Genomic DNA, 25,417 nt, shown 5'->3' on the forward strand with positions numbered 1-25,417 from the left:
CCTTGATCTCGAACATTTTGAGCATTCACACAATAGGAATATGCTGAACGTCCAGCGGGGTGAGGTGCTGAGAAATGCTCAATTTCGGCGTCACCTCTCCTCTCTGCGTTGCTCATGTACCAAATTCGTACACTCCGCTGCTCGTTCGTCGGGTTTCTTGAACTTGAACATTTTCAGCACTTCACACAATGAGATTATGCTGAGCGTCCAGCGGGAGATAATAAAAAATTCACTGGTTTTATTTTTGGTAAAACATCGTATTTATTGTTTTGGGAAAATTTTATAGGTAGATTTAAGCCTCTGATTTTTTGGAGGCTTCTTTAGGGTGGTAATGATTAGTACTGAATTATATAAGAATTTATTATAAATAGTAATTCTTGTGCAATTATATGTTCGTAAAAGTGCGATATTATTCAAAAATTCGGGCTTTTTAAAAATGTAGATAAAGAAAAAAACAATGCATTAGAAACTATCTGTTATTTATTTTCTGATTATTTTTTCAAAATCAACAATTTCTTTCAAATATCCTTTTTGCTATTATTAATTAATTTTAATTCACATAATAAATGTTTAAATTTGTAAAAAAAATAATTTGAAAAAAAACAGAGTAATGTTATAATTGACTAAGTGGAAATAAATGGAAATAAAAAGAAGAAAATTAAATATGCTATTAATAGGTGTTAAAAAATCTACAAGGTAATCTTAAAAATTAAATCAATTATAACGCAAATGGAAATCTATCCTTTAAATAAATTTGCTTCTATTTTAGAGGGGGGGGAGAGTTATATAAGAGGGTTTCAAAAGATGGAAGCAATTTAAGAAAAAAGGGGGGGGGTTTTTATTATAAAAACAAGGGGGCAGAGTTGAATGCAGAAAAGGTTTAGAAATTACTTAGCAGTTTTACTAACTATACTTGTTTCACTTTTTGCTTTTAGTCCAGCAATTGCATTTGCTGCAAATACAGATGTAAATGGGACTTCGTCAAGGAATAGTCAATTAAAACAAATCTCTAAAAATAAAATTAAATCAGAAGTCAATAAGGCTTTTGAAGATGATGAGTTTGTTGAAGTTTTAATTGAGATGAATAAACAAGTTAACACTAAAATAGCTTCTGAAAAAGCTACTAAGAAGTTATCATCAAAAGCTACACCTTATCAAACAAAAATTGCTAAAAGATTCGCTGTAGTTGATGCGTTAAAATCAACAGCAAAAATGACTCAAAAAGATCTTTTAGATTATTTAGAAAAGCAACAAAATATAGGAAAAGTTAAAGAATTCAAGAGTTTCTATATTGTTAATATGGTATATGTAAAAACAACTAAAGAAGTTGTTGAAGAATTATCATATAGAACTGAAATTAAATCTATAAACTTAAATAATAAGATTGAAATGGATTGGCCAACAATATCAAAGACTAACAACATTAAGACCAACAACATAAATAGTGACGACTCTATTGAGTGGGGTCTAAAAAACATTGAAGTACCAGCAGTTTGGGATACTTATGGAATTTATGGTGATGGTGTTGTAGTTGGTGTTATTGACACAGGTTTTGAGTGGGAACATGAAGCTTTACAATCAAAGTGGAGAGGTTTTAACCCTGATGACCCTGCTAATCCTACTACAGAAGGAAACTGGTTTGATGCTGTAAATGGACAAGAAATGCCATATGATATAGCAGAAATACCACATGGAAGTCACGTTACTGGAACAATATTAGGACAAGACCCAGATGGAGAAAATAAAATTGGGGTTGCTCCAAATGCACAATTTATTACAGCTAAAGCCTTTACTAAAGATGGTGGAGAAGATGCATGGCTAATAGCTGCAGGTGAATGGATGTTAGCACCTAATGGTGATCCATCACTAGCTCCTGATATTATTAACAACTCATGGGGTGGAGACCCTGGATTAAATGAATGGTACAGACCTATGGTTGAAGCTTGGAGGCATGCAGGGATACTACCAGTATTTTCAGCAGGAAATGAACCAAATGGTGTTCCAGCTCCTCCAGCATCAGTTGAAGCACCATCAAACTACCCAGAGTGTTTTGCAGTAGGTGCGACTAATGTAAATAATGAAAGAGGAAGTTTCTCACGTCGTGGACCTGGTCCTTATGATGGAGATCTTAAACCTGATGTTGCTGCACCAGGAGTAAATGTTCGTTCTTCAGTTCCAGGTGGATACGAAGATGGATGGAATGGAACATCAATGGCGTCACCACACGTATCTGGACTAGCTGCATTACTGCTTTCTGCAAATGCATCATTAACACCAGATGAATTAGAAGAAATCATGGCGGAAACAGCAACACCAATAACAGACGATGATTATGCAGAAGCACCTAACTATGGTTATGGACATGGAATAATTAATGCTTTTAATGCAGTATCATCTATAGCTTCTGGTCTTGGAGTTATTAAAGGTAATGTGTTAAGAGATGGTAGCGATGTTCAAGAGCCTACTATTTTAAATCATGTACAACTTAAGGATCAATATACAGGATTTAACGCTGAAGTAGAGATAGAAGTTGAAGATGATATAGCAATAACAAATGTTGAATTACTACTAAAAGTAGATGGAAATCCATATTGGATGATCATTCCTTTAAATATAACTTCTGGTGATCATAAAAAAGGAGTTTATGGAGGGAAAATCCCTGGAGGTTTAGTACAAGAACCTGGATTCCAATACAAAATAAAAGTAAGTGATTATGGAAATAACTCAGTAGAAACAGATGTATATGATGTAAATGTAAAATTTGGAGAAAAACCAGATGAATATTCAACTGATTTCTCTGAAGAACCAAGTGATTGGTTAATAATGAATGGAGAGTGGCAGTGGGGCGAGCCTACAACTGGACCAGAAATTGAAGATGGAAATAAATTAGTTGCTACAAATTTACATGCTGATTATTCAAATAATAAGGATAGTATGTTTGTTACTCCTCCTCTAGACTTAAGAGATAAAGAATATGCAGCATTAACTTTAAAACACTGGTTTAAAATAGCTGACACTTATGACAAAGCTAGAGTTGCTATAACAAATGATCTTGGGGAAAATTGGGAAACAGTTTATGAATTCACTGAAGGTGCAACAGAATGGAAAGATTTATATGTGAACTTAGCAGACTATGCAAAATCACCTGAACCAGTATTTGTAGCCTTTGTCTTCCAATCTAGTTTATATGGTGCAGCAGAAGGATGGTATTTAGATGATGTGAACTTACTTGGTGAAGATAATATAGCACCTCAAACACCTACAAACTTACAAGCAGAAGCTACAACAGTAGGTATAAATTTAAGTTGGGATAAATCTGATGATGTTGATATAGAAAAATATGAAATATATCGTTCAACAACAGCTTCAGGAATGTCTCTTGAACTAATGGGAGAGTCACAAACTACATCATATGTTGACTCAACTATAGAAGATGGAGAAGCATATAAGTATTCAGTTAAAGCTTTTGACTATGCTGGAAATGTAAGTGAAGCATCAGATGAAGTTATAATTGCTGCTCCAAGCATAGTAATATTATACTCATATGATTTCGAAGAAAATACAGAAGGATGGACTTCAGGTGGAGAGGAGAATTCTTGGGAGTGGGGTGTACCTACAGCAGGACCTGAAAGTGCTTTTTCTGGTGAAAAAGTTTGGGCAACTAACTTATCTGGCGATTATGAAAATTTTAGTGAGTGCTGGTTAGAGAGTCCTGAAATTGATTTAACAGAAGTTGAATCAGCAGACTTAGCATTCAAACAATGGATGATTACTGAAGCAGGATATGATACAGCATATGTTGAAATATCTACTGACAATGGTCAAACATGGGAGAAAGTGCTTGAGCAAGATGGTATAAAGGATTCATGGGATACAGTAGCTATTCCTCTAAGCAAGTATACAGGAAATACAGTTAATATAAGATTCCTTTTAGAAAGTGATAGCTTATATACTAAAAAAGGATGGTATGTTGATGATGTAACTATTTCAAGTACAACAAGTTCAGCTATTACACTTGAGACTTCATCTGATGTATCAAATAAAGTTTTAGAAGAAAACAAGCGTGAATATAAGGTTGATAAGAAGATCAATTATAGTACTGAAAAAGGTAACTATAAGGTTTATACAGATAATAAGACTAATGTTGTAAGAGGATTACCTGTTGATGCAGTTGTAACAGTTGTTGAATCAGGCAGAAGCATGCATGTAAATCCATTGAACGGATCTTATAGAATAATGCATCCTTCAAATAAAGAGGGGGAATCTTGGACAGTTCGTGTTGATGCTTATGGATATTATCCAGCAGAAGAACAAGTTCAATTGGAAGATAAGGGAGAAGTAATTAAAAACTTTGTTCTTGATAAAATACCAACAGGAACTATAAGTGGAACAATCCTTAATGAACGTACAGGCGAACCAGTTGTGGGAGCATATGTAAGAGTTATTAATGATGCTAAAGTAGTTCCAGTTATGACAGATGAAAATGGAAACTTCACATTAAGTGATGTTATTCAAGGAGATTGGACAGTAAAAGTAACTCATGGAGAATATTATGAAAAAGAAGTTCAAGTTCATGTAAATGGTAATGAAGCTACAGAAGTAACTGTTGAAATGAAGCCATTTATAGGATTCAGTGATGAGATTGCTTATGATGATGGAACAGATGAAAATGCATCAGTATTGAATGATGCAGGAAATGGTTTTGCTGTTAGAATGACACCTAATGGATCTACATTATTAAAAGGTGTAAACATTAAGTTATATGGTGAAGAATGGCCAACACCAGGTGGAAATGAATTCACAATGGCAGCATATGATTCTAAGGAAGATGGAACTCCAGGAAAAATGATATTCCAGACAGATATTATAGAAGGAATTAGAGGCGAATGGAACTATGTAGATTTATCAAAGTATGGTTTTACAACCAATAAAGATTTCTATCTAACTACAATTCAAACAAAACCAGGTACAGAATCACCAGGTGTTTGTACAGATACAAGTTCTTCAAATGGAAGAAGTTACATGTATGTTGCTGGTGGATTCAAACTAATGGAAGAAGATGATGGAAACGTAATGATGCGTGCTGTAGTTGAGTATTCTTTAGATTGTCCTTCAATCACAGTGCCAATTAATATGACTTATACAAATAATGATAAAGTAACTGTATCAGGTACAGTTAATACAGATAGCGAAGTAAAGGTATATGTAAATGGTGCTTTAGTGGAAACAGTACAAACTACTAATAAAGAATTCACTTCAGAAGTAGAATTAACTGAAGGAGAAAATAAAATTTATGTAACAGCTGAAATAGAATCAGGAGAAACTGATCCAAGTCAAACTATCGTAGTAATTAAGGACACAGTTAATCCTAAACTAAATATTGAAACTCCAGTTGATGGAACTGTAGTTAATAAAGAAGTTGTTACTGTAAAAGGTAACGTAGTAGATATTAATATAGCTGAGATCTTAGTAAATGGAGAAAGCGTTGAATTTAATAAAGATGGAACTTTCAAAACTAAGATTATAGTAAACGATGGAGAAAATGTTATAAAGATTCAAGCAGTTGACAAAGCTGGTAATAAAGAATCTAAAGAAGTAAAAGTTACAGTAAATAAAAATGCTCCAACTATTACTGATATCACTCCAGGTTCAGATGTAATTGTAAAAGCTGGTGATGAAGTTAAAGTTTCATTCCACAGTGATGCATTAGGGGCAACAGCATATTTCAATATTATTGCATCTAATAATATAAGTGTGAATTCAAATAATAATGGTATTCAAATGGTTGAAGTAGAACCAGGATTCTATGAAGGTTCTTGGGTAGTTCCAGAAGGTGTAGCATTAATTAATGGGGCTATAAAAGTTGAAATAACTGATGTTTCTGGTAACCATGCAGAAGAAATTGCACCGGGAACAATTACTACAGCTGATAATTTAAGTATTCCAATAGAAATATTAGGTTTAAACATTAAGCAACAATTTGGTGGAACGGTTGTAGAAGCTGAAATTAAGAATGTTAATAGAGTGACTCAAAGCCCAACATTAATAATCGTAGTATCTGACGATCAAAATAGAGTGGTTAATATTTCTACAGCTAACATTTCAGAATTATTACCAGGAAAATCAATTATACTTGGTTCAGGATTTAACAAACCTGAAAGTGGAACTTACACTGTAAGAGCACTTGTGTGGGATACAATTGAAAATATGGAATCTCTAGCAGAGCCGATGGAAAAACCATTTGTAATTGAGTAATAATTAGAAAGAGAAGGTTCATCCTTCTCTTTCTGTTTAAGATACTAAAATATTATTGGGGGAGGAATATTTATGAATTACAGAAAGGTGGCTTGTATAGCATTATCACTCTTAATTGGAAGTAGTGTGACAAGTTATGCTGATATACCCAAAGGTACAGTTGTTATTGATAATAAAGCATATGACTTACACTATATCAATCAAGAAGTAAATTTAAAAAACATATATAAACAGTATGTAAATGCTGTATCGGATATATATGTAAAAAGTAACAATGGAAAATGGTACAATAATTCTACTGGTAAGGAAATATCAAAGGAATTTATTCCACAAGTTACTTATATAGATGAAAGTGGTAAGGTGTCTGATTATTCACAAGAAGATGGTGTTGAGATAGAATTAGCAGCTGAAAATGTTAGTTTTATAAATGCTAATCAAGTAAAAATCCAATTTAATAAAAAAATGATGGAAGAATCAGTACTTAATAAAAGCAATTATAAAATTGGTGAAAAAGATTTAAGTGAAAATGATATTGTTGAATTTAAAGAAGATGGAAAGACAGTAATAATTACCTTAGAGAATAGTTTAGAAGGAAAAATTATTGATACTAGTATTTTTATTTCAGAAAAAATATTAGATATAAATAATAATCCTCTCAATAATAATTTTACCCGAAATATATTAGTAATCAATGATGGTGAAGCTCAACTTGATAAAGAAATTCATGAAGATATTAATATTATAGTAAATAACTTTAATTTAAACAATATTAATATCAATGGAGATATATATATAAATGCTGACAATGTAAAAGTGAATAAAATAATTTCAAGTGGAAAAATAATTATTAATGAAGGTGAAAATAGAAAAACTGAACTTTCAAATTCTGAATTTAAAAAAATAAATGTGTTATCTAATGGACAGGAGAGTATTATTTTAAATAGTATAAAAGCAGATACTTTATATTTAAACAGTAATGAGGCTGGCAGAATTACTGCTAAGGGAAGTACAAAAATCAGTAAGACAATAGTACAAAGTTCAGCAACATTAGATCTTATAAGTGGTTCTCTAGGTAAAGTAACAATTAATATTCATAAAGATAAAGGAAGTCAAAGTTTAGTAGAGTTTAAGGGTAAATTTAAAGATTCTATAATAATGGAATCTGGAGCAAGGCTTAATTTCTTGCAAGGAGCAGAGTGTAAGAAGCTAGATGTTAGACCATTTTTCAGAGATTCAGTAATAACTGTTGAAGGTACAGTGAAGAATATTGAAGTTAACAGAGAGTGCATCTTAAATATCTTGAAAAAAGCAAATATCACAAATGAAATACTTGTTAACTGTAAATCAAAAATAAATGGTGAAAAAGGTTCAAAAGTAAATAAATTAAATATTTCGCCAAACAACAATATAGATAAGATAAACATAGCAGGAGAATTTAAGCATATAGAAATAACAGAAGATGCTAATATAGAGTTTATTGAAAATACAGTTATTCATAAATTAGTTGCGTATAAAAATGTTATTTTAAATGGATATAAGACTGTAAAGATTAAAGAAATACAAGCAGATAAAGAAGTTGATATAAAGAAAGAAGATAACGCTAGAAATAAGGGGTTTAATTTACCGAATATTAAGCCTATTCAAAAGAATAGTAGTTCAACTTCAACAAACTCAGGAGGATCATCTTCTTCTAGTAATTCAGGAGGGTCATCTTCCAATAATTCAGGAGGCGGTGGAAACTCAGGTACTGTTTCCAATTCTAAGCCTGAAGCTAATAGTGTTACTATATCTGGGGAAGTTAAAGTAGGCCAACGGATAACTGGTAATTATCAATTCTATGACAAAAATAGTGATAATGAAGGAAATTCAATATTTAAATGGTATAGAGCAGATGATATGAATGGAACAAACAAGAGCAAAATATCCAATGAGAGTGGCAAAACTTATATACTAACTAATAGAGATGTAGGTAAATATATCTCCTTTGAAGTTACACCAGTAGCTACCAGTGGAGAAAAAACTGGAACTGCAGTAATGAGTAATTTTATTGGACCTGTTGAAGAAGTAGTTGTAGCAGATACAGAAAAACCAGTAATCACATTGAAGGGAAGTAAGACAATAAATCTAGAAGTAGGAGATGTATATGAAGAGGCTGGAGCAACAGCAGTTGATAATATAGACGGAAATATAACAGACAACATAGTAAGGACAATTACAAATCAACAAGGAAATCAAGTAGACAAAGTAGATACAACAAAAGCAGGGGAATATACAATCAGTTACAATGTAAGTGATGTAGCTAGCAACCAAGCTAACGAGGTAACAAGAACTGTAATAGTAAAAGAAAAAGAGGTACCTCAACAGGTATCAGTAGATATTCAAGTGGATGGTTATAAAGTCATAATAACAGTAGAAGGAGAGAACTTAAGTCACTTTGTAGAACTTAAAATTATTAATAAAGAAACAGGTGAATTAGAGTTTGCTGATACACGTACATCTGAAAACAATAGTGTTGTGTTTACAAAGACAATTGAAAAGGTAGGAGAATTTACAGCAGATATCAAACCATTTGATAAGGGAGATATAATTCAAAAAGACTTTAGAATTCAAGGGGAAGCTCCTGATCCAGATACAGAGAAACCTAAAATTAGCTTAAATGGTAAAAAAGAAATTGAGCTAGAATTTGGTGACATATACAATGAACCTGGAGCAACAGCAGTGGACAACAAAGACAGAGATATCACAGAGAATATTGTAGTGACAATAACAAATCAACAAGGTAATGAAGTTGATATAGTAGACACAACATCAGCAGGAGAATTCACAATTCATTACAATGTAACTGACCAAGCTGGAAACGTAGCTAATGAGGTTACAAGAACAGTTATCGTAAATGAAAAAGAAGTACCTGAACATGTAGGAGTAGGTATTGAAGTGTTTCGTTATAATGTTGCGATAACAGTAGTGGGAGAAAACTTAAGTAACTCTGTAGAAATTACAATCATTAATAAAGAAACAGGTGAAGTAGTGTTAGCAGATACACGTACACCTGAAAATGATAGAGTAGTGTTCACAGAGAGAATCGACAAGGTAGGAAAATATATAGTAGATATAAAACCATTTGATAATGAATATACAATTCAAGGAGAGTTTACAATTCAAGGTGAAAATCAAGGGGTAGTAGATATAAGAAGACCAATAATCACAATGAATGGAAGTGAAGTGGTAGAACTCGAAGTAGGAGATCCATATGTAGATGCGGGAGCAACAGCTGAAGATGATAGAGACGGAGATGTCACAGACAATATTATAGTGACAATAAAAGATCAACAAGGAAATGAAGTTAATGCAGTAGACACATCATCACCAGGAGAATTCAGAATTCATTACAATGTATTTGACCAATCTAGAAATCCAGCAGAAGAGGTAACAAGAACAGTTATAGTAAATGAAAAAGAAGTGCCTCAAGAAGATCCTGTAACAATAGAAGTTGATGGATATAACGTTAAGATAACAATAGAAGGAGAAAGTCTTAAACATTCAGCATCTCTAATAATAATCAATAAAGAAACTGGTGTGAAAGAAGATATACAAGAAAAAGTTCCTGTTGGAAATAAAGTAGTCTTTGAAAGAAGAATTCAAAAAAAAGGTGAATTTACAGCAATCATAAAAGCATTTACAAATGGAGATATAATAGAAAAAGATTTTAGTATAAATGAATAAAGATATTTGTTATTTATACAAAAATGATAGTGAAATTCAAGCCTCTGCTTTTGTAGAGGCTTCTTTTTATAGTATAATAAGTCTATAAATGAAATATCAGGAGATGGGGTTATGGAGACAAGGGATACGATACTTTTTGAGGGAACGCTTTTTTTATATATTTTAGGGAGTACCATTGACGATAGCTTAGTTGGAATTGAATATAAAGTTTATGCGTTATTGGCATACATAATAATAAAATTAATATATTATCATTTTGAGCATAGAGTAATTAAGAGTTTATTGTTAATAGGGATAAATATTTATATTTTCATAGTTGCATCCACGCTGCAATTTAACATGATACTTGTTATTGCATCTATAAATGTGATGCAATTATCAAAAAATATAAGCAATGGAAATAGATTTATAATAACTTTTTTAATAACACTGGTAAGTTGTACTCTGTTCAAAATTAAGATATTTGTGATGTTGTTCTTCTGGATACTTAGCTATGGAGCTATTGTATTTATTGAGAGCAAAAATAAGAGGATAATAACTGGGAAGAGTAAAATAATTGAGCTTGAAGAGGAGAGATATGCTCTTGGTAAAAATCAATCAAAATTCGTGGAACGTGAGAAGACTATAAAGATCATAACACAGATGGATGAGAGGAACAGGATATCACAGAATATCCATGATACTATAGGCCATACACTTGCAGGTTCACTGATGCAGCTACAGGCGCTTAAGATAATGATTACTGAAGAAAGTCAGAAGGATATACTAAATAGGGTAATAAATGAATTAAAAAATGGTATGGATGAGACGCGAAAGGTTCTTAAAAAGATAAAACCTGATAATAACGAGAATGGATTAAATGCTCTTAAGAAGATGTGTATGAAGCTTGAAGATAATGAGCTTGAGATTATATTGAAATATAATTGTCACGAGGATATACCCATACATTACTGGAACATAATAAATACAAATATAAAGGAAGCGTTCACTAATTTATTGAAATATTCAGATGCATCAAAGGTGAATATTACATTTGAAGAAATGAATAAGTTCATAAAAATTGAGGTAAAAGATAACGGAAAAGGTTGTAAAAATATTAAAAAGGGTATGGGAATTAGAGGAATAGAAGAGAGAGTAGGGATTATAGGTGGAAAGCTTATAACCCACGGAGATTGTGGATTCTCCCTTATTCAGATAATACCGAAGGAGATGAAAAATGAATAAAATAAAGGTTTTAATATGTGATGATGATACCTTAATAAGGGATGCCTTGAAGATTATATTAAGTGCAGGGGGAGAAATCGAAGTTGTGGACACTGCGGTTAATGGAGAAGATGGAGTAAATAAGGCAATTAGAAATGAAGTTGATGTGGTGTTGCTTGATATAAGGATGCCAGTTATGAATGGTGTTGAAGCTTGTAAGGAGATTAAAGATAAGACAAATAGTCGAGTACTTGTATTAACAACATTTGACGAGGATGAATACATAGTACAAGCTATTAAGAATGGTGCTTCTGGTTATATGTTAAAGAGTAGTGACCCTAAGGAGATAATAGATGCAATAAAAATAATAAACAATGGTAATACATATATGCAGGGCGATATTATGGATAAACTCAGGGAGAATATATTCCAAAATAATTCCTCAAAGAAGTTAGAGAATTTTACTGAGAGAGAGAAGCAGATAATTGAACTGATATCAGAAGGACTGAGTAACAAGGAAATATCACAGAAAATATTTATTTCAGAAGGTACAGTTAAGAATTATATAACATCAATATTGAACAAGACCAATTTAAAACATCGAACACAAATAGCAATCTGGTACTTGAAGTGAGGCACTCAAAATGCCCAATCTCGGCGTCATTTCACCTCACTGTGCTGCTCATGTACCAATTCGTACACTCCGCTGCTCGTTCGGCTCATTCCTTGATCTTGAACATTTTGAGCACCTCACTTTCTAAAGGTCAAGAAGTGTTCTAAATAATGAGATTGAAAAGGCTCAATATCAAAGGATATGACTTTAGTCATGTCCTTTTTATTACTTTCTGTACTTAATTTCAAGAAGCATTTTCCATATAATAAAATTATAGATATACTACATTGAAATAAAATATAAGATATTCAGATGAATGAAGAATATCAACAACATTTGTTCTTTATATATAAGGAGGGGTTATAAATGGCTATGATAGAGGTTAAAGGATTAATAAAAAAATTTAAGGATGTTACAGCATTAGACTGTGTTGATTTTTCTGTTAAAGAGGGAGAGATAATTGGATTATTGGGGCCTAATGGAGCCGGGAAATCTACGTTTATAAATATATTATGTGGACTTATAAGCAGTGATAAAGGAGAGGCTAAGATTTTTGGTAAAGATATTAATAAAGAGATTAGGAAGATAAAGGGTGATATTGGGGTTGTTCCGCAGGATATTGCTATATATGGAGATCTTACTGCGTACGAGAATGTTAAATTCTTTGCAAGTCTGTATGGGATAAGAGGTAAGAAGGCTCATGAGTGTGTTATGGAAGCTTTAAAATTTGTTGAACTTGATGATAAAGCTAAATTAAAGCCATCAACATTTTCAGGGGGAATGAAGAGAAGACTTAATATAGCATGTGCTATAGCTCACTCTCCAAAGCTTATATTTATGGATGAGCCAACTGTTGGAATTGATCCACAGTCAAGAAATCATATACTTCAATCAGTTAAGAAGCTTAATGAGAATGGGGTTACTGTAGTTTATACAAGTCACTACATGGAAGAGGTTGAAGAAATCTGTGAAAGAGTATTTATACTTGATCAAGGAAAAGTCATAGCACAGGGAAATAAAGAAGAATTAACAGCTCTTGTTACAGAATATAAAGAAATGAATATAGCAGTTGGATTTATTAATGAAGAAGATATAAAAGATATTGAAAACATTAAAGGCGTAGAAAATGTTAAGTTCAATGATAATGTAATATCCATTACTTCAGAAAAAGATAAGGATAATATGAATGAAATATTAGATTATTTAAGAGTAAAAGAAATAGAAATTAGAAGTATACAGATGAATGTTCCTAATCTTGAAACAGTTTTCTTAAGTTTAACTGGTAGAAAACTTAGAGATGATTAATGAGGAGGGGAAAGCATGAGAATTCTTAGTATTGCAATAAAAGATTTGAAAGAGATTGTTAGGGATAAAAGTGTTTTATTTATGATGATATTATTCCCCTTATTATTAATCTTGATTCTTGGGACAGCGCTTGGAGGAGCAAGTGTATCGGGAGGAAAAGATACTGTAATTAATACAAAAGCACTTTATTTCATAGAAAAAGAAGGGATTGCAGAAGAAGCTTTTAATTCCTTCAGTGAGAATATTGATAAAAAACTAATTGAGTTTGATGAAGTAAAAACTAAAGAAAAAGGAATTGAATTATTGTATAAGGGTAAATATCCAGCTCTTATAATAATTAATAGTGAGGAGAATAAAATTCAAGTTGTAAAATCACCTAAATTTGATTTTGAGGGAGATTTTGTAGAAGGATTAATTAGTTCATTTGCAGATAGCGCAAGTGTTGCTATGATAATGTACAAATATGATATAAATAGTATTAATGATATTAAAGAAGGAAAAAATTATTCGGATTATGTAACTGTAAAAGGAATTAAGGATGATAGTAAAGCACCAAGAGCTATTGATTATTATGGAATAACAATGTTAACTATGATAATAATGTATATGACCACAATGGCATCGGAGTATGTTTTACTTGAGAAAAAATTAGGAACAGAAAAAAGAATAAATATTACAAATACAACAGGAACAGAAATGTTCTTTGGGAAATTACTAGCTCAGGTAGTAACTGGTGTGATCCAAATTGCTCTGATAATGGGTGTAAGTTCTTTAGTTTATAAAGTGAACTATGGTGATGATTTAATAAGTGTTATATTAATTATTGCTTCTCAGGGAATTCTCATGATTGCAATAGGACTAGCAACAGGAATATTCACAAATCCAGACTCTCCAAGCGAAAGTATATTGAATATACTTATTCCTATATTAGTGTTCCTTGGAGGCGGGTATTTTCCAATAAATAATTTAGGAAGTAAGTTCTTAACAAACCTTGGAAATATAAGCCCAGTAAAGTGGATAAATCAATCCTTATTAGATGTAATATATGAAGGAAGTTATACTATGGTGAATAAGTTACTATTGATTAATGGAGCAGTAACTCTAATTTTACTAATAATAGTAGCACTGAAATTTAGACGAAGGGAGTGTAAATGATGAATATAATTAAAATGGCACTTAACTCTTTAAAACTAGCTTTCAGAGGAAAATTCTCTATATTTAGATATATTATATTACCCGTGATGACAGTGTATGTTTTAATAGGATTAGGAACTAAAACAAACGATAATGGTTTAAGAGTAAATATAATAGATAATGACAAAAGTTATTTATCACAATTATATATAGATGAGCTTGTAAATAACAACAATATAAAAGTTTACAGTGGAGATGAAGACACTACAAAATTATTGACTTCTGATAAAATAGATATTTCCTTGGAAATATCTAAAGGATTTCAGGAAGAAGCTTTAAGCGATGATTCTCCTAGCATAATAATAACATCTATAAAGGGAAGTGAAACATCCATATGGATTAAAGAATATAGTAATAATCTAATTGAATTATTTAAAAATCTATCGAAAATTTCAGGAGAAGATACAAAGGAATTTGAGAATCTTTATGATGAATATAGTAAAGATAAAATTAAAGTAGAAAATTCAATTATAAATTATAAAGGTAATGTTGTAGAAGCTACAGGATTAGCTATGGGAATTCTAATAATGTTTATAATGTTCAATTGCATTGGAAATACTTCTAGAATACTGAGAGAGAAGTATAACAAGACATATTATAGGATAAGGACAGCACCAGTAAGTTCTTTTGAATATATTATGGGAAATGTATTATTTAATATTATATTACTTTTCATTCAATTAACACTTGTGCTAATAGTTATATTTAAGATACAAAAAGCGGATTTAGGAATTAACCCATGGATATTATTTACTTCCATCATGAGCTTTGGATTAAGTGCAATAGGAATAGGAATGTTGATTGTTGCATTCTCTGATAGACATGGTATATCTGGAATAGCAGTGCCAGTAATAGTTACACCAACCTGTATGTTGAGCGGATGTTTTTTCTCAGTTGAACTAATGCCTGACTTTATGAAGAAAATATCATACTTCTTCCCTCAGCGATGGGCGTTAAATGCAATTAAAACAGCACAACTAGGAAGTAGTGATATAGAGGTATATATATCTATATTGGTAACTTTGGCGTTCGCAGCCGTATTCTTCCTGATTTCATCTTTGAAAATGAGAAGGAGCAAGGCGATACAAAACCATGTTTAATTCTTTAGAGTTTATAACAAAGTAAATTTATGATATACTACGTAAGGATGATTTTTACTTGAGGAGGAGAATTTATGGCACGTTTAAGAAAAAAATGGTGGGCAAGAGATGCCATGGAAAGCAGTGGAATATTTATTCAAGATATGTATGACCACAAAGGAAAATGGAATGAAGTATTCGGAAACGATAATGATATATATTTAGAACTTGGTTGCGGAAGAGGGGATTTCGTTGTTGAAACAGCTGCCCAGAATCCAGATAAAAACTATATAGCAGTTGACCTTCAAGATGGGGTATTATGCTACCTTTCAAGAAAATGTACAGAGAGGAATCTTAAAAATGTAAGATTCATGGCTCTTAATATAATGCTAATAAAAGATATTTTTGCACAGGATGAGATTAAGCGAATATACCTAAACTTCTCAACACCTTGGCCAAAGACAAAACACAATAAGAGAAGATTATCACACCCTAAATTCCTTGAGCTTTATGCAGAGTTCTTAGCTCCAAAGAGTGAAATATGGCTTAAAAGTGATGACAAGCCTTTCTTCGTAGACTCAGCATACTATTTCAAGGATTCAGGATATCAGTTAAGATATTTAACTTATGATCTTCATAATAGTATATACTCGGATAAGAGTGTAAGAACTGAATATGAGACGAAGTTCTCAGCAATGGGGAAGAAGATAAACTTCCTAATAGCAAGAATGAAATAAATTTTAGGTGGTTGAGAAAAGTCCAATCTCGGCGTCACTAAGGCTCTCTGTGCTGCTCATGTACCAAATACGTACACTGCGCTGCTCGTTCACCTTGTTCCTTGACCTTGAACTTTTTCAACACCTAAAATACTGAGTAAAATAAAATTTTAATGAGAGATAAAGAAGACTTCTGCCTATGTGACAGAAGTCTTTAATTTTTTTCATGACTTAATGGCATAATGGGAGTATAATGTAATAGTAATTAGATTGAAGTCGAGGGGGAAGTGGCATGAAACTATTCGAAGAAACGTTAAGAGAAATCTACCCTGGAGATAAGGACGCTGAGAAAAAAGCGTGGGATAGACTTAATGGACTTACGAAACCTATTGGAAGCTTGGGCGAACTTGAGGATATAGCTGCTAAGTTTGCTGGTATAACTGGTAAGGTATTTAATGAGATAGAGAAGAAAAATATAGTTATAATGTGTGGAGATAATGGTGTTGTTGAGGAAGGGGTAAGTTCCTGCCCTCAAGATCTTACGTATATAGTTACTAATAACTTCACAAGAGGAATAACAGGTGTTAATGTCCTGGCAAAATTCTATAAATCGGATATAACTGTGGTTGATGTTGGTGTTAAGAAGAAGATAGATAATCCTAAGGTTATAGATAAGAGGGTCATGGAAGGGACTAATAATATTGTAAAAGGACCTGCAATGACAAGAGAACAGTGTATAGAAGCTATAGAGGCTGGAATAGATATAGTTGAAAAATTAGTTAAGAGTGGATATAGTATTCTTGGAACTGGAGAGATGGGTATTGGTAACACAACGACTAGTGCTGCTATTATTAGTGCTATCACAGGTCTTTCAGTGGAGAAAACAGTTGGAAAAGGATCTGCCCTTACAGCAGAAGCTTTTGAGAATAAGAAGAAAGTTATACAAAAGGCACTTGATGTTAACAAGCCTAATGAAGAAGATATTATTGATGTTATATCAAAAGTTGGTGGACTTGATATTGCAGGATTATGTGGAGCCTTTTTAGGTGCGGCTAGATACAAAGTACCAATAGTAATCGATGGTATAATAGCTAGTGCAGCTGCATTATGTGCATATAAATTAAATAAAAACGTGAAGGATTATATGTTTCCATCTCATTTATCAGCGGAACCAGGTGCTATATATGTAATGAAAGAGATTGGACTTACACCAATGCTTAATCTTAGAATGAGATTAGGAGAAGGAAGTGGATGTCCTCTAGCATTTTCTATAATAGAGAGTGCCCTTTACACTATCAATAATATGGGGACATTTGATGATGCAAATATAGTTACAGATTATCTAATAGATTATGAAGGCAACAAGGTGATAAACTAATGAAATTGTATGTAGTGAGACATGGAGAGAGTGTAGGGAACGTTGAAAAGAGTTACCATGGCAGCGAAGAGATGGAACTCTCAGAAAAGGGTATTGCACAGGTAAGAGTTCTTAAGAAGAAACTAGATAATATAAAGTTTAGTAAGATATATGTTAGTGAGAGAAGTAGAGCAGCTCAGACTGCTTTACTCCTTGGATATACGCAGATTGAAGTTACTGAAAAACTCAATGAGCGAGGATTTGGAATATTTGAGGGACTGACATTTTCCCAAATAGAGGATGAATATCCACTTCAGTGTTCACATTGGCTGGAGGATTGGAGACACTATAGACCTGATAAGGGTGAGAGTCATAGCGATATTGCAAAGAGAGTGTTTGAGTTTATGGACACATTACTTGCAAATGAAAAGGATGATGTTTTACTTATAACCCATGCTGGGGTAATGAGGATGATATATTGTTATGTGATGGATAAGAGAGAAGAGTTATTCTGGAAATTTTCATGTGATAATTGCGATATGGCAGTAATAAAATATGAACATGGTAATTTATTTCTTGATAGCATAGAGAAGATTGAGGGGAGATGAAAAAATGAGTAAGATAACCTTAGTCACAGGAGGAAGTAGAAGCGGAAAGAGTACCTTTGCTGAAAGTTTATTTGAAGGAACGGATGATGTTCTTTATATAGCTACTGCTATAGTTACCGATAAGGAGATGGAGAACAGAATTCAAAGACATATAAAAGATAGAAATTCAAATTGGAATACATATGAAGGATTTAAAAATCTAGATAACATAATTAAAAGTACAGACAAGAAATATGTACTTCTAGATTGCGTAACTATTATGATGACAAATCTCCTCTTTGAGAAGGAGCGGGATTATGATAATATGCCAATGGAAGATGTAGATGGTATATTGGATGATATAAAATATGAATTTAAATTACTTATTGACAGTTGCAGAGAACATGATAAAGAACTTGTCATGGTAACAAATGAAGTGGGAAGTGGAATTGTACCTGAATATAAGATTAGCAGAATTTTTAGAGATATAGCAGGGTGGGTAAATCAATACATAGCAAAACACAGTGATGAGGTTTATATTGTTGCCTGCGGACTGCCATTAAAATTAAAGTAGGAGGACAACAATGGGGAACTTCTGGAATAACATTCAACTTTATTTTCAATTTTTAACAAGAGTACCTATTAACAAGAATCTTAATTGTGAAGAGAAGAATTTCAGGAATGGAATCTTTGCATTTGTTATAGTAGGGGGATTTTTGGGCATAATAAATTATGGAATACTATTAATATTTAAGAATACACTCCCATCTATTGTAATTGCAGGATTCTTGGTTTTAATACCAATAATGTTGACCGGTGGAATGCAGATGGACGGTATTGGAGATACATGTGATGGTTTCTTTGCATTTAAAGAAGGTGGCAAAGAGAGAAGAATTGAGATAATGAAGGACAGCAATGTTGGTACTTTTGCTGTTATAGCAATAATATGGGATATGGGAATGAAGTTGGTACTTCTAAATGAGCTCATAGTCATGCATAAGTACTGGGGAGTATTTATGTATATGGTTCTGTCCCGCCTTGGAGTTATGTTCAGTGCTAAAATTGCAGTAAGAGCCAAGGAGCATGGAACAGGAAATCTATATATTGAAAACTGCACAGGTAAAGGTATAGCTATAGCTGTGATTATAACTTGTGGATTGGCTACTATATGTGGTGCCCTTGTAGAAACAGTAATAATAATACCTGTTATATTATTTGTAGTATGGATTTTCAATAGCTATTGTAATAAGAAAATAGGTGGACAGACTGGAGATACACTAGGAGCTACAAATGAGATATGTGAGCTTGTGGCATTGATTGTCATGGTTGCTCTTGCATTATAAGGTTTTTGAATATGGAGGATATAAATGAAAAGATGTGTATTATTCATGTTGTTTGCAATAATAATATCAACTATGAAAGTAACTGTGGTCTTTGGGGAAGATTACAATAGACTTGTTTCACCGCATATGTTTAGCGATGTAGATGGGGTGAAATTTAAGTTTAATACACAAGTAGAAGTAGACAAATACACAAATGAACTGAAGAGGGTTTTTAACTCTTTTAATAACTGTGGAGATATAAAGGTGAGAAGTGAGAAGGGGATAAAAAATATTCTCCTTGTTGGAGCGGATAAGGATGAGTATAACTTCTCAAGATCAGATACAATGATGTTGATGACTGTAAACTCCAAGAAGAATACTATAAAATTAACTTCTATAATGAGAGATACATATGTATATATAAAGGGGCATGGATATGAGAAGATAAATCATTCATATGCATATGGAGGTATAAAGTTACTGAAAGATACCATACAAAATAATTTTAAGGTTAAGATAGATAACTATGCAATTGTAGATTTTGAAGGATTCGCTTCTATAGTTGAAGTATTCGACGGGGTAGAAATGGAGATAACTGATGAGGAAAAAGAGGTTATCGAGAAATATTACGGAGAGATTGACCGTACTGAAGATGAGGGATATAACCTTAATGGTGAACAGGCATTATATTATTGTAGAATCAGAGCAATTGGACAGGGTAGTTACGGAAGAGTGGAAAGACAGAAGAAATTCTTAAAGCAGCTACTGAAGCAGGCCCAAAATATTGAACTGACAAAGATTCCAAAGTTTATAACAGAGGTATATAAATATACTTCAACAGATATGGGATTAATAGATACAGTTAAAATTGGAGTTGATTTTCTCCAAGGTGCAGGTAATGAACTTGAACAGTACAGAATCCCTCTTGATGATTATAGTGAAGGGGTTATGGTTAGCAAGCAGAAAGGCTGGGTAATCAAGATAGATAGAAGGAAAACTATAGAGTATCTTCATGAGAAGATTTTTGAGTAATAATACTAAATAAGCTAAATATAAAGAAAAATCGTACGAAAATAATATTAACAAGATGATTTATACTATCTGATAAGGGGTTTTTTTATGGTATTTTTAGCTGGGTTTATATTGGGAGGAATAGTAGGATTTTTTTTAGCAGTACTTATGGTTGCAAGTAAAGAAAAATAAGCTCAAAAGAGATTGCAAATAATCTCTTTTGAGTTTTTTTATTTTTAGAAAAAGAAAGGAAGAAAAAAACATGGAAATAAATGTTAAAATATGGTAATATTTAATAAAGTGAGAGAATAGGAGAGATAACTTATGTTGATTGTTGAGAATAATCCAAAATCAGTAGGAGCGGAAGCATATAGAACCCTTAGAACAAATATACAATTTTCATCTTTAGATAATGATATTAAGAGTATATTGGTTACAAGTGCATATCCAGGAGATGGCAAAACTACAACCCTTAGTAATCTTGCAATTGCATTTGCACAGACAGGTAAAAAGGTTATAGTGATTGATGGAGATTTAAGGAAGCCTAGAATACATAGATCATTTGAAGTTTCAAACATAAATGGAGTTTCTGATGTTCTTGTAGGTAAAATTGATATAGGTGATGCAATAAAAGAGTACAATGAAAACTTACATATTATAACCTGTGGAACTGTACCTCCAAATCCAGCAGAGATGGCAGGGTCTAAAGCAATGGAGAAGTTGATAGAAGAGTTAAGCCTGAGATATGATTATGTGCTTATAGATAGCCCACCGATATTGCCTGTAACAGATGCACAAGTGTTATCTACACTTGTTGATGGGACAATCCTTGTAGCTGCTAGCAGCCAAAGTGAAAAGCAGGGTATAAAGAAAGCATATGAATCCTTGGTTAAGGTGAATGGAAATCTAATAGGTACTGTGATGACGAAGGTTAAGAATAAGTCGAAAAAACATTATGGATACTATGCCTATTATGGTGAGGAAGAACATATTACTGCCAGTACAAATGCAAGTATTGAAGCATAGGCATTCAATTATTAAGACAGAAAACAGAGAGAAAACAATATATTGTAATTTGTCAAAAAACTCAATCTCTTTGAGTTTTTTTGTTTTTAAATAGCTTTTTTTATCATTACAAACATAAAATAATTAAAATTTAAAATGATTGTAGAAATAGAAGATATTGTGATATAATGAGTTATCAAAATAGTGAAAAAGACTCCAAAGGAGGGTTAAAATGGGAGAAGAAGTGACTTTAGATTTAAAAGAATTATTTTTTGTCTTAAAGAAGAGAAGCAAATTGATAATTGCTGTGACATTAGGGGCTACTCTGCTAAGTGCAATGGTTAGTTTCTTTTTTTTGAGTAAAGTATATCAATCATCTAGTAGTATAGTTATTGGAACAGTTAAATCTACAAATAATCCAAGCTATGAGTATAATGATGTTATGATGTATCAGAAGCTTATAAAGACCTTTGCTGAGATTGCAAAAGCAGAAGATACAGCTGAAGAGGCTATAAAGGAACATGCAATAATGGGTAAAGATGAGAATGAACTCATGTTAGCAGAAGATTTTGTAAAGATGTTGAGTGTTTCCCCACAGTCGGATACTCAGATAATAAACATTAAAATTGAGAATAAGGATCCTGAGAAAGCTGCCAAGATGGTGAATGCTCTCAGTGAGAGTTTTATAGAGAGGGTAACAGAGACATTTCCTGAGGTGAATATAGATGTGATTAATGTAGCAAAAATTCCAGAAAAACCTATTAAACCTAACAAAAAATTGAATGTTGCAATAGCATTCCTTTTAGGATTAATGGTATCTGTTGGAATATGTTTCTTATTAGAATATATGGATACTTCATTTAAAACAGAGGAACAAGTTGAGAAAATATTAGGACTACCTGTTATAGGTGGAATACCAAAGCATGATATTGATGGGTAAGTAAGGAGGGGAGATTTTGTTAATCTTAGAGAAAAAACCAAAGTCAATTATTTCAGAAGCCTATAGGACTTTGAGAACAAATATACAATTCTCCAAGTTTGATGGGGAATTAAAAACAATATTGGTCACAAGCTCTGGCCCTGGAGAGGGAAAGTCAAGTACAGCTTGTAATCTTGCTATGGCATTTGCTCAAGGTGGGAAGAATGTTCTTTTAGTTGATTCTGATCTTAGAAAACCAACAGTACATAAGAAATTCAAAGTATTAAATAAAGTTGGACTTAGTAATTGTCTTATAAATGGAATGGAGCCAAATAAAGTTGTAATAAAGTATAGAGATAATCTTGATATTATAACAAGTGGAACAATACCACCGAATCCTGCTGAGATGGTAGCTTCCGATAAGATGAGAAAGTTCCTTGAGGACGTAAAGAAAGAATATGATTATATTATAATAGATTCACCGCCTCTTTTACCTGTAACTGATGCACAGATATTATCAACTGAGGCTGATGGAACGGTTCTTGTAGTTGCAGCTGGAGAGAGTCATAAAGAGGCATGTATTAAAGCTAAGGATCTTCTTCTGAAAGTTGATGCTACAATCTTAGGGGTTGTTATGTCTAAGATAGATGAAAATTCAGGGTATGGATACGGTAGTAAGTATTATTATTACTATGGTAATGATAATAATATATCTAAATCTCAAAAGCTAATAACGAGGAATGCATAGATGGTTGACTTGCATTGCCACATTATACCAGGAATTGATGATGGGGCGAAGGATATTGAAGAATCACTGAAGATGCTCAGAGATGCTGAAGATGACGGTTTAAGAGAAGTAATAGCGACTCCTCATTTTATGAGGAGTCGTTTTGAGGTTCCATATGAACAGGTAGTTGAAAAGGTGAAAAAGCTGAATGAAACATGCCAGGAAGAAAATATAAATATAAAGATTTATCCAGGGCAGGAGATATATCTTAACAGAAATACTCTTGATGATTATGAAAAAGGGGTATTAGGGGGATTGAATGATTCAAACTATTATCTCTTTGAGATGAATCTGATGAAATTTGATAAGGGAATACCAGATATATTATATGAACTATCACTACATGGGATAACTCCAATAATAGCTCACCCTGAAAGATATAGATATATAATTGAAGATATAGAACGTATAAATCGATTAATACATGAGGGGTGTTTATTTCAGTTAAATGTAGGAAGCATTGACGGAGTATTTGGAAAAAAAGCAAAGAAGTGTGCTGAAGAACTCCTTAATAGAGGGGTATATGACTTTGTAGGAAGTGATGGCCACGGCATAGAGACAAGAAAGGCGATTTTAAGGAAGACTATAGTAGAACAGAAAAAGAAGAATATGGAGAAGATGCTATACCTTGCAGAGAATAATAGAGATTTCTTAAAGGGAGAATTCAAACCTACTAAGAAAAAACTTATAACAACAAAAGGTAAATTGTTTTCTATGTTCTATGGAAAGGGTATATAGATTTTAGGATCAAGGGCGAAAGCCCTTTTTTTATACGGATTTTTAACCTTAAGAAAAAAGACTAAATTATGCGAATTTTACGAATATGTTAGAAGTATAATTCATATATGAAATAAAGCTAAATTTTCCATGTATCTTGTTGAGGTTTTAATTTGATTATAAATAGAATTAAAGTGATGAAAGCTTGGAAATGTAGGGATGGGGGGTAAATATAATTTTTACCTTATAAAAATTAATATAAGATTCAAAAGGATAATACAAAATATATGCTTTATAGTTAAAAAATTCAATGTAAAAGTTGTCGGGAAATGGCACACGAAAATCGCTCATGTCATATTTACTAAACTTAGCGATAGTGGTAGAATAAACCATGGAAATAATACATTAATAAGATATATTATTCCCATTTTTTGAAATATAATTTAGCAAATAAATGTAAGATAAAAGGTACATAAAGGTGAAAAGTTAATATATGGAATATATATTCTGTGGCTGATTTACAATTTATGGTAATAATAGTATAATAATACATATAAATTGTAAATTGAGGTGGAATAATTATCATGAAAAGGGCAATGAATCTATTTATAGTATCTTTATTAATCTTTTGTGGATTAGCTAAAACAATTCATATTTGCGGTAGACCCGTAATAGGTGATTATGAGAAAGCGGTGGATATAGAAAAAAATCTTGAGAGTATGGAGAAGTTGGTCCATGAGAGGGAAAAGAATAAAAAGCTGAGTAATATGAAGATAAAAAGTGAGAAAGGAATAACTAATATTCTTTTAGTAGGTGTGGATAACAGAGAGTCCAGAAGAAATGGGCGGTCAGACGCCATGATGATACTTACGCTGGATCAGAATAAGGATAAGATGAAAATAACTTCACTAATGAGAGATACATATGTATACATAGAAGGACATGGTAAAGAGAAGCTTAATCATTCATATGCCTACGGTGGCATTAATCTCCTAAAAAAGACTGTGGAGAACACATTCAAGGTGAAGATGGACCACTATGTAATAGTGGATTTTCAGGATTTTGAGAAGATTGTTGATTTGCTTGGTGGGGTTGATGTGTATGTGGATGAGGAAGAAATAGGTTGGATTAAAAAAAGATTTATAAGTGAGAATAAGAAGATGCGAGAGTTAGGCGAACCAGGAGAAATGATGTTGAATGGTGAAGAAACTTTAGCATACAGCAGAATAAGGTTCACTTCAAGTGGAAGTTACGGAAGAACTGAGAGACATAGAGAAGTACTGAACTCAATAAAAAATAAAACGAGTAAATTATCTTTCTTTAAATATCCCAAACTTATAGGGACAGTGGTTAATAGTGTAACAACTGATATGAAGTTAGGTGATATTTTAGATTATGGATATTGGTATTCTAAGAATTTACATATGGATATGGAAACACTTCAGATACCAGTTACAGAATTCAGTGAAGGCGGCATTATAAATAAAGAAAAAGGCTGGGTTTTGCAAATGGATATAGAAAAAAATATTGAGGTATTGAAAAAATTCGTTTTCAATAGTAAATAAATATAATAATAAATTTTAAATAGTTTAGGAATTAGTTTATGGATAGGTTATAGGGGGAC

Annotated in this window: 18 protein-coding genes; all 18 read left to right on the forward strand. The window is 32.3% G+C overall.

Annotated elements, in window-relative coordinates:
- The first annotated feature begins 867 nt into the window (after positions 1-867).
- On the forward strand, positions 868-6,255 hold the full coding sequence (locus KDK92_RS12180; protein WP_250859514.1) for a S8 family serine peptidase: 5,388 nt from the start codon (positions 868-870) through the stop codon (positions 6,253-6,255).
- Positions 6,256-6,327: 72 nt separating this feature from the next.
- Positions 6,328-9,978: an immunoglobulin-like domain-containing protein gene (locus KDK92_RS12185; protein WP_250859515.1), complete on the forward strand. Its 3,651-nt coding sequence runs from the start codon at positions 6,328-6,330 to the stop codon at positions 9,976-9,978.
- Positions 9,979-10,089: 111 nt separating this feature from the next.
- The gene (locus KDK92_RS12190; RefSeq protein ID WP_250859516.1) at positions 10,090-11,202 is read left to right on the forward strand and encodes a sensor histidine kinase; all 1,113 of its coding nucleotides are present in this window, start codon (positions 10,090-10,092) and stop codon (positions 11,200-11,202) included.
- Entirely contained in the window at positions 11,195-11,815 is a 621-nt protein-coding gene (locus tag KDK92_RS12195) for a response regulator (protein ID WP_250859517.1), read from the forward strand. The genes KDK92_RS12190 and KDK92_RS12195 overlap by 8 nt, the downstream gene beginning before the upstream one ends.
- Positions 11,816-12,160: 345 nt before the next feature.
- Positions 12,161-13,099, forward strand: coding sequence for an ABC transporter ATP-binding protein (locus tag KDK92_RS12200; protein ID WP_250859518.1), 939 nt, complete (start codon positions 12,161-12,163; stop codon positions 13,097-13,099).
- A 15-nt stretch (positions 13,100-13,114) separates the two neighbouring features.
- Positions 13,115-14,254 carry an ABC transporter permease gene (locus KDK92_RS12205; protein WP_250859519.1) on the forward strand — a complete coding sequence of 380 codons (1,140 nt, stop codon included), beginning with the start codon at positions 13,115-13,117 and terminating at the stop codon, positions 14,252-14,254.
- Positions 14,254-15,393: an ABC transporter permease gene (locus KDK92_RS12210; RefSeq protein ID WP_250859520.1), complete on the forward strand. Its 1,140-nt coding sequence runs from the start codon at positions 14,254-14,256 to the stop codon at positions 15,391-15,393. The genes KDK92_RS12205 and KDK92_RS12210 overlap by 1 nt, the downstream gene beginning before the upstream one ends.
- A gap of 74 nt (positions 15,394-15,467) precedes the next feature.
- Positions 15,468-16,109: a tRNA (guanosine(46)-N7)-methyltransferase TrmB gene (trmB, locus tag KDK92_RS12215; RefSeq protein WP_250859521.1), complete on the forward strand. Its 642-nt coding sequence runs from the start codon at positions 15,468-15,470 to the stop codon at positions 16,107-16,109.
- Between the two features lie 271 nt (positions 16,110-16,380).
- Positions 16,381-17,466, forward strand: coding sequence for a nicotinate-nucleotide--dimethylbenzimidazole phosphoribosyltransferase (cobT, locus tag KDK92_RS12220; RefSeq protein ID WP_250859522.1), 1,086 nt, complete (start codon positions 16,381-16,383; stop codon positions 17,464-17,466).
- Positions 17,466-18,053: a histidine phosphatase family protein gene (locus KDK92_RS12225; RefSeq protein WP_250859523.1), complete on the forward strand. Its 588-nt coding sequence runs from the start codon at positions 17,466-17,468 to the stop codon at positions 18,051-18,053. The genes cobT and KDK92_RS12225 overlap by 1 nt, the downstream gene beginning before the upstream one ends.
- Positions 18,054-18,057: 4 nt before the next feature.
- Positions 18,058-18,606: a bifunctional adenosylcobinamide kinase/adenosylcobinamide-phosphate guanylyltransferase gene (gene cobU, locus KDK92_RS12230; RefSeq protein ID WP_250859524.1), complete on the forward strand. Its 549-nt coding sequence runs from the start codon at positions 18,058-18,060 to the stop codon at positions 18,604-18,606.
- A 10-nt stretch (positions 18,607-18,616) separates the two neighbouring features.
- Positions 18,617-19,375 (forward strand): adenosylcobinamide-GDP ribazoletransferase, encoded by a 759-nt coding sequence (gene cobS, locus KDK92_RS12235; RefSeq protein WP_250859525.1) that lies wholly within the window; start codon positions 18,617-18,619, stop codon positions 19,373-19,375.
- Between the two features lie 24 nt (positions 19,376-19,399).
- The gene (locus tag KDK92_RS12240; protein WP_250859526.1) at positions 19,400-20,386 is read left to right on the forward strand and encodes an LCP family protein; all 987 of its coding nucleotides are present in this window, start codon (positions 19,400-19,402) and stop codon (positions 20,384-20,386) included.
- Between the two features lie 303 nt (positions 20,387-20,689).
- The gene (locus KDK92_RS12245; RefSeq protein WP_250859527.1) at positions 20,690-21,391 is read left to right on the forward strand and encodes a CpsD/CapB family tyrosine-protein kinase; all 702 of its coding nucleotides are present in this window, start codon (positions 20,690-20,692) and stop codon (positions 21,389-21,391) included.
- 211 nt (positions 21,392-21,602) lie between these two features.
- Positions 21,603-22,310, forward strand: a complete 708-nt coding sequence (locus KDK92_RS12250; protein WP_250859528.1) for a YveK family protein — start codon at positions 21,603-21,605, stop codon at positions 22,308-22,310.
- A 16-nt stretch (positions 22,311-22,326) separates the two neighbouring features.
- Positions 22,327-23,037: a CpsD/CapB family tyrosine-protein kinase gene (locus tag KDK92_RS12255; RefSeq protein ID WP_250859529.1), complete on the forward strand. Its 711-nt coding sequence runs from the start codon at positions 22,327-22,329 to the stop codon at positions 23,035-23,037.
- Positions 23,038-23,814 carry a tyrosine-protein phosphatase gene (locus KDK92_RS12260; RefSeq protein ID WP_250859530.1) on the forward strand — a complete coding sequence of 259 codons (777 nt, stop codon included), beginning with the start codon at positions 23,038-23,040 and terminating at the stop codon, positions 23,812-23,814.
- Between the two features lie 563 nt (positions 23,815-24,377).
- A complete protein-coding gene (locus KDK92_RS12265; RefSeq protein ID WP_250859531.1) occupies positions 24,378-25,358 on the forward strand; it encodes an LCP family protein in 981 nt (326 codons plus the stop codon).
- Positions 25,359-25,417: the final 59 nt, after the last annotated feature.

Source organism: Oceanirhabdus seepicola (assembly GCF_023684385.1).
Taxonomy (GTDB): domain Bacteria; phylum Bacillota; class Clostridia; order Clostridiales; family Clostridiaceae; genus Oceanirhabdus; species Oceanirhabdus seepicola.

What these genes read in the sequence shown, in the direction of transcription:
- KDK92_RS12200 (WP_250859518.1), top strand. Translation starts at nt 12,161, where the DNA reads ATGGCTATGATAGAGGTTAAAGGATTAATAAAAAAATTTAAGGATGTT.
- KDK92_RS12245 (WP_250859527.1), top strand. Translation starts at nt 20,690, where the DNA reads ATGTTGATTGTTGAGAATAATCCAAAATCAGTAGGAGCGGAAGCATAT.
- KDK92_RS12225 (WP_250859523.1), top strand. Translation starts at nt 17,466, where the DNA reads ATGAAATTGTATGTAGTGAGACATGGAGAGAGTGTAGGGAACGTTGAA.
- KDK92_RS12250 (WP_250859528.1), top strand. Translation starts at nt 21,603, where the DNA reads ATGGGAGAAGAAGTGACTTTAGATTTAAAAGAATTATTTTTTGTCTTA.
- KDK92_RS12210 (WP_250859520.1), top strand. Translation starts at nt 14,254, where the DNA reads ATGAATATAATTAAAATGGCACTTAACTCTTTAAAACTAGCTTTCAGA.
- KDK92_RS12185 (WP_250859515.1), top strand. Translation starts at nt 6,328, where the DNA reads ATGAATTACAGAAAGGTGGCTTGTATAGCATTATCACTCTTAATTGGA.
- cobS (WP_250859525.1), top strand. Translation starts at nt 18,617, where the DNA reads ATGGGGAACTTCTGGAATAACATTCAACTTTATTTTCAATTTTTAACA.
- KDK92_RS12205 (WP_250859519.1), top strand. Translation starts at nt 13,115, where the DNA reads ATGAGAATTCTTAGTATTGCAATAAAAGATTTGAAAGAGATTGTTAGG.
- cobU (WP_250859524.1), top strand. Translation starts at nt 18,058, where the DNA reads ATGAGTAAGATAACCTTAGTCACAGGAGGAAGTAGAAGCGGAAAGAGT.
- cobT (WP_250859522.1), top strand. Translation starts at nt 16,381, where the DNA reads ATGAAACTATTCGAAGAAACGTTAAGAGAAATCTACCCTGGAGATAAG.
- trmB (WP_250859521.1), top strand. Translation starts at nt 15,468, where the DNA reads ATGGCACGTTTAAGAAAAAAATGGTGGGCAAGAGATGCCATGGAAAGC.
- KDK92_RS12190 (WP_250859516.1), top strand. Translation starts at nt 10,090, where the DNA reads ATGGAGACAAGGGATACGATACTTTTTGAGGGAACGCTTTTTTTATAT.
- KDK92_RS12240 (WP_250859526.1), top strand. Translation starts at nt 19,400, where the DNA reads ATGAAAAGATGTGTATTATTCATGTTGTTTGCAATAATAATATCAACT.
- KDK92_RS12265 (WP_250859531.1), top strand. Translation starts at nt 24,378, where the DNA reads ATGAAAAGGGCAATGAATCTATTTATAGTATCTTTATTAATCTTTTGT.
- KDK92_RS12195 (WP_250859517.1), top strand. Translation starts at nt 11,195, where the DNA reads ATGAATAAAATAAAGGTTTTAATATGTGATGATGATACCTTAATAAGG.
- KDK92_RS12180 (WP_250859514.1), top strand. Translation starts at nt 868, where the DNA reads ATGCAGAAAAGGTTTAGAAATTACTTAGCAGTTTTACTAACTATACTT.
- KDK92_RS12260 (WP_250859530.1), top strand. Translation starts at nt 23,038, where the DNA reads ATGGTTGACTTGCATTGCCACATTATACCAGGAATTGATGATGGGGCG.